At 69.8% G+C, this 6062-nt stretch carries 5 protein-coding genes; 4 read left to right on the top strand and 1 reads right to left on the bottom strand.

The features are described from left to right. Positions 1–150: 150 nt before the first annotated feature. Positions 151–1740 (bottom strand): Rieske 2Fe-2S domain-containing protein, encoded by a 1590-nt coding sequence (locus HF999_RS21885; protein WP_168547877.1) that lies wholly within the window; start codon positions 1738–1740, stop codon positions 151–153. Positions 1741–1842: 102 nt separating this feature from the next. Here HF999_RS21885 and HF999_RS21880 point away from each other — a divergent pair, with 102 nt between their 5' ends. The 4 genes from HF999_RS21880 to HF999_RS21865 all read left to right on the top strand — a co-directional run. Beyond that, positions 1843–2607 carry a lysophospholipid acyltransferase family protein gene (locus tag HF999_RS21880; RefSeq protein WP_168547876.1) on the top strand — a complete coding sequence of 255 codons (765 nt, stop codon included), beginning with the start codon at positions 1843–1845 and terminating at the stop codon, positions 2605–2607. Beyond that, on the top strand, positions 2600–3460 hold the full coding sequence (locus HF999_RS21875) for an HAD family hydrolase (RefSeq protein WP_312854238.1): 861 nt from the start codon (positions 2600–2602) through the stop codon (positions 3458–3460). Before HF999_RS21880 ends, HF999_RS21875 begins: the two co-directional genes overlap by 8 nt. Positions 3461–3597: 137 nt before the next feature. Further along, positions 3598–4443 carry a type IV toxin-antitoxin system AbiEi family antitoxin gene (locus HF999_RS21870; RefSeq protein ID WP_168547875.1) on the top strand — a complete coding sequence of 282 codons (846 nt, stop codon included), beginning with the start codon at positions 3598–3600 and terminating at the stop codon, positions 4441–4443. A 214-nt stretch (positions 4444–4657) separates the two neighbouring features. After that, positions 4658–6062 (top strand): SpoIID/LytB domain-containing protein (locus HF999_RS21865; RefSeq protein ID WP_168547874.1); only part of this gene is annotated, 1405 nt, incomplete at its 3' end.

Raw genomic sequence — 6062 nt, 5'->3', positions numbered from 1 at the left:
TGCCGGCGGGCGCGGGCGGCACCGCCGGGGGAGCGGGCGGCACCGCCGGGTCGGCCGGGGCGGGTGCCGGGCGCGCGCCGATGCCCGTCTCGTGCACGCCGTAGTAATCCTCGACGCGCTGCCGGTTGCTGGGGCGACGCCGCGGGCCGTTCATGTCAGCCTCTTCGCGCGGATCTCGTGGCCGCTGGAGGTCAGGCAGCGGCCCGACTCCAGATCCCACTGCCAGCCGTGCAGGTTGCAGGTGAGCTTGCCGCCGTCGACCACGCCGAAGGTCGACAGGTCAGCCTTGAGGTGCGGGCAACGGCGCTGCACCTCCCAGCCGTCCAGCTCGGTCGACGCGGTGTCGTCGTGCGCCTCGGAGAACCAGCCGTCGGCGTAGGCGATCCGCTCGTCCGTGAGGCACTTGAAGAAGGTGTAGAGGAATTCGTTGTAGCCGCCGATGCGCCAGGTGGTGAACCGCGTCGACAGGAAGATCGTGTTCACCCAGTCCGGCTCCTCGTCGCGCAGCACCGTGCGGACCAGCTCCGCGGCGATGCGGAAGCCGTACCGGTACTTGCCGTCGCCCTCCTCCGGGGCCCGGACGATGCGCTGCGGGAAGTCGAGCACCACGGTCTCGACGGCACCGTCGGGCGAGGCCATCTCGAGCCCGACCGGGTAACCGATCCCATCGCTGATCAGCGGCGATGCCTGCATGATCGGCTCGAACGTGGCCTTGAGTGCGGGCAGCAGGGGCTGCCCGTCGTCCTTGGCCCAGGTGGCCTTCTCGGCGGCCAGGACCGGCGCCTGGCGCGCCGCGAAGGCGTCGAGGTACGCGGTCTTGTTCTCGAAGATGTCCATCACCTCGGCCTCGGAGACCGGGTGCGTGAGCGAAACGAGTTCCTTGCCGCGGAACTCCCCGACGGTGCCCGGGATGAACAGCAGGCCACTGTCGTTGCCGTTGCTCTTCATCTGCTCGAGGAAGGTGATCTGGTCCGGGAAGATGTTCGACGGGTCGCCGCCGATGCTCTCGCGGTCGACGCGGCCCTCGTCGTTGAGGTAGCGCAGCTCGGGGTCGAGGAAGGCGGGCGGGCCCGCGGACGGCACGACCCAGGTGCCGCCGACCTGGTCGACGTAGCTGCGGGCGCGGTCCATGCCGCGCTGGCGCTTCTGCTCGGCGAAGCGGCGCTTGGAGCCCTTCGGCATGTCGTAGACCATCGGGTACCAGATGGCGCCCGAGTACTGCAGCAGGTGCACGTCGACGCCGCCGAACTCGTCGAGCACGTCCATGTCGACGGGGCGGGCGTCGTTCATGTTGAACAGCACGGTCTCGCCGTCGGAGACGACCAGGCCCGAGTCGCCGATGGGGCCGTCCGCGGGGGCGCGCAGTGCGATGATCATCACGTCCAGATCGCCCTTGGGGCCGCTGATCGTGTGCTTCACCGAGTCCTGCGTCTCGAAGAACTTCGTGAAGCCCAGCTTCTCCAGTTCGCGCCGCAGGTCCGGCACGGGGTAGTCGGGCAGCAGGACGGTGGCGTCCTTACTGACGTTCTCGGCCAGGTTCTTCGCGTCGAAGTGGTCGCGGTGCAGGTGGGAGACGTAGAGGTAGTCGACGTCGCCGAGCGCCTTCCAGTCCAGCTGCGTGTTGTCCGGGAAGGGGAACCACGACCCGAAGTACGCGGGGTTCACCCACGGATCACACAGGATGGTGCCTGCGGCGGTGGAGATATGGAAACCCGCGTGCCCGACGCTGGTGACCTGCACGGTGAAGCCTTTCGCCTGTTTGCCTGACCAGTACAGCGTAATGGGAGCGGCGACTGCTCGGCTGCGGCACCGCGCAGACGTGGCCACGGTTACTCTTGCGGTGTGGAACCCGTCTACGGAACGATTCTCGAAGTTGCCCGCGGCATGTGGGCCTTCCAAGGCATCAAGTTCACCGAGGTGGACTTCCATAAGTTCCCCCGCACGGGCGGGGCGGTGGTCGCCATCAATCACACCGGCTACCTCGACTTCCCCTTCGCCGGGAAGCCCGCCTACGCCGCCGGTCGGCGCAAGGTGCGGTTCATGGCGAAGAAGGAGGTCTTCGACAATTCGAAGTCGGGGCCGATCATGCGCGCGCTGCGCCACATCCCGGTCGACCGCGAGGCCGGCGCCGACGCGTACGCCGCCGCCGTCGCAGCCTTGAAGTCCGGCGAGCTCGTCGGCGTCTACCCCGAGGCCACCCACAGCCGCAGCTTCGAGCTCAAGGGCTTCAAGTCCGGCGCGGCCCGGATGGCGATCGAGGCCGGCGTGCCGATCATCCCCGTCGTGGTGTGGGGAGCCCAGCAGATCTGGACCAAAGGCCTGCCCAAGCAGCTCGGGCGGAAGAAGTTCCGCATCGTCATCGGCGTGTGCGATCCGCTCGATCCCGTGGGGCCGCCCGAGGAGCTGACCGCGCGGCTCAAGGAGTCGATGCAGGCCATGCTCCTGCAGCTGCAGGACCTGTACGGCCCGCACCCGCAGGGCGAGCCCTGGGTGCCCGCGCGCCTCGGCGGCAGCGCGCCCACGCTGGAGGAGGCCGAGGCGATGGACGCCGCCGACCTCGACGAGCGCCGCCGCCTCCGGGAGGAGCGACGGGGCGACGGTGCCTGACCCCCGTCCGCTGGAGGCGCCGGGGCTCGAGACGCTCGGTCCCGCCCCGATCCTGATCGCGAGCGATGTCGACGGCACGCTCGTCGACGACCACGAGCGGCTCACCCTGCGGACGCACGTCGCCGTGAACGCGGTGCGCGACGCGGGCGGCCACTTCGTGCTGGCCACCGGTCGGCCGCCGCGGGCCGTCGACCCCATCGCCGACCAGCTCGATTTCGCGCCGCTCGCGGTGTGCGCGAACGGCGCGGTGCTCTACGACACCGGCTCGGGCCGGGTGGTCTCGGCGGCGTTGATGTCGCCGGAGCTGCTGTCGATCGTCGCCGAGCTGGTGTACCAGCACCTTCCGGGTGCCGGCTTCGCCGCCGAGCGGGTGGCGCACGGCGAGCACGATTCCGCGACGCCGCGGTTCGCCGCGTCGACGGGGTACCAGCACGCCTGGCTCGAACCCGACACCGTGACCGCCGCCGACGCCGAGGTCCTCGCACACCCCGCCGTGAAACTGCTGGTCCGGCAGCCGGGGATGACCTCGGACGAGATGCACGCCCGCATCGCCCCGCACCTGGACGGCCTCGCCGACGTCACCTACGCCACCAACAACGGGCTCATCGAGTTCCACGTCCCCGGGATCACCAAGGCCACCGGCATCCAGCTCGCGATCGAACACCTCGGGCTCACCGGCGACGTCCGCACCGCGACCTTCGGCGACATGCCCAACGATGCCGCGATGCTCCGCTGGGCCGACATGGGCGTCGCCATGGGCAACGCCCACCCGCTGGCTCGCCGCGCCGCGAACACGATGACCGCGACCAACCTCGACGACGGCGTCGCCCGGGTGCTGGAGCGCTGGTTCTAGGACGTTCGACGGTGCGCGGTCCGGCCGGGCCGACATCTTTCGAAGCGTTCTGCGACGGATCCGTCGCGATTTGTCGCAGAACGCTTCGAAAGATGTTGTCGACGGATCCGTTGTGGATGCCGGTGCGTCCAATTGGTATGGGGATTCGCACGCGATACCTGGTCTCGGTGGTGACGCCGTACGAGATCCGAACGCGGTATCAGCAGGTCGTCCACGGTGTCCGGATGCCGGCCGCGCTGCCGGTGACCTTCCGCGACCGGCTGGAAGCGGTGCGGGTCCTCTATTCCGATGCCGTGTTCTGCGGCTGGACCGCCGCCGCACTACACGGTGTGGCCTACTGCGCCGGCCGCCCGATCGAGATCTGGCTACCGCTACCTCGCCGGCGGAAGGGCGTCATCATCCGCGGCGGCTCGATGCCGGATGAGGACGTGATCGTGGTCGAGGGACTCCGGTTGACGACCGGAGCCAGGACCTTGATCGACATCGCTCGCTTCACCGAGGGCGACGACGCCGTCGTCGGCGCTGATCAGTGCCTCCGAGTGCGCGACGACGGCAGGTCGGCCACGACTGCGCAAGAGGTCATCGGCTACCTCGATTCCCACTCGCATCTGCACAGGTCGCGCAGGGTCCGGGCCGTTCTCGCTGAGTCGGACGGCGGCGCCGAATCGCCTCCCGAGACCCACACACGCCTGCTCCTGCATCGCGATGGACTGACGATGTTCCGTACACAGGTCGCGATTGACGGCGGTGCCTACCGCCTCGACCTGGGCGCCGAAGAGTTCAAGGTCGCTGTCGAGTACGACGGCCGCGATCACGCCGACCCTGATCAGCAGGCCCTCGACGCCACGCGGCGGAACACCCTGCGTCACGATCACGGCTGGGAGGTCATCGTCGTCACCAAGAAGATCCTCGCCGGCGGTACCGACGATCTCCTGCGTCAAGTGCGCTCCGCGCTCCGTGACCGGGGGAGCGAGGCCGCGTGAACATCTTTCGAAGCGTTCTGCGAAGAATCCGGCGAGATCCGTCGCAGAACGCTTCGAAAGATGTTCCCCGTCCCTGACCCGTCCCCCGCTCGATGTGACTCGTGTGACTCAAGGTGCTTACGTGACGAATGTTGCTGATGGTGTTAGTCTCGACCTCACGTTGAGCTTTGCCTGATCCGGGCACGGCTCACCTGCGTCGAGCTAAGGAGAAGCCATGCCCGTATGGATCGACGGTGGCCCTCGTCGCCGCCGCGTACGGCGTACCGTCGCCCTCGCGATGCTCCCGGCACTGGCCGTGGGCGGCGCGGCGGCACTGCTCAGCACCACGAACATCGTCGGCGACCCGCAGCTCACGGCGGGTAACGAGGTGACCTTCACCGGCCAGGGCAACGGCCACGGCCGCGGGCTCGGCCAGTGGGGCGCGTTCGGCTACGCGAAGTCCGGCTGGACGGCCGAGCAGATCGTCGCGCACTACTACGGCGGTTCCCAGCTCTCCCGCGCGGACACCAACCTGCCCGTGCGCGTGCAGCTCACCACGCAGAAGACGGCCAACGTGCTGGCCCCGGCCGGCGCGAAGATCGGCGACCAGCAGGTGGCCCCCGGCCAGGCCGTGCGCATCGAGGGCGGCAACGCCGTCATCACCACGGGCTGCGGCGGTCCCGTGATCAAGACCGTCCCGGCGGGGGACGGCACCGTCAACCCGCTCAACGCGCAGCCGGGCCGTCCGACGGCCGAGCTGCTGAAGTTCTGCGGCACCAATGCCACCTACCGCGGCGCGGTCGCCGCGAAGGACGGCAAGGTCTTCAACGTCGTCAACATCGAGGACTACGTGCGCGGCGTGGTGCCGGTCGAGAGCAAGGCGGAGTGGGCGGACCAGGGCGGCTACGAGGCCCTTCGCGCCCAGGCCATCGCCGCCCGTTCGTACGCGCTCGCCGAGGGCGCCAAGCGCGGCGACGCGTACAACGACACCCAGGACTCCCAGGTCTACGGCGGCGCCTCGAAGGAGGACCCGCGCACCGACAAGGCCGTCGCGAGCACCGCGGGCCTGGTCATGGCGAAGAACGGCTACGCCGTGTCCACCGAGTTCTCCAGTTCCACCGGCGGATTCACCGCGGGCGGCGACTTCACGCCCGTCAAGGACGACGGCGATGTCGTCTCGCCCTACCGGAACTGGACCCAGCAGGTACCCACGGCGAAGATCGCGCAGGAGTTCGGCGTCGGCGCGTTCAAGTCCATCCGCGTGACGAAGACGCAGTCCGGGCAGGCCGCCCGGGTCGAGGCCGTCGAGATCGTCGGCGCGAACAAGACCGTCACCGCGACCGGAGCGGACGTCCGCAAGAAGCTGGGCCTGCGCTCGGACTGGTTCACCATCGACGGCCAGGCCCCCGCCGCCGCGCCCGCCCCCGGTGCCCCGGGCACCGCCGGCGCGGCCCCCACGTCCGTCGCTCCCGGCGCGGGCACGGCACCGTCGGGCTCCACCCCGGCACCGGTCCCCGGGACGGTCGTGGACCGGCAGATCGTGGCGGCACCCGTCGACCCGTTCAACCCGGTCCCGACCGCGCCGAACGCCGCGCAGGCAGCGCCCGAGGCCGCCGGCACGGCGACCGCCGCGGCGTCCG

It is taken from the genome of Tsukamurella spumae, from assembly GCF_012396015.1.
In the GTDB taxonomy this organism is placed as follows: domain Bacteria; phylum Actinomycetota; class Actinomycetes; order Mycobacteriales; family Mycobacteriaceae; genus Tsukamurella; species Tsukamurella spumae.
This window is presented reverse-complemented; position numbering and strand designations above follow the sequence as displayed.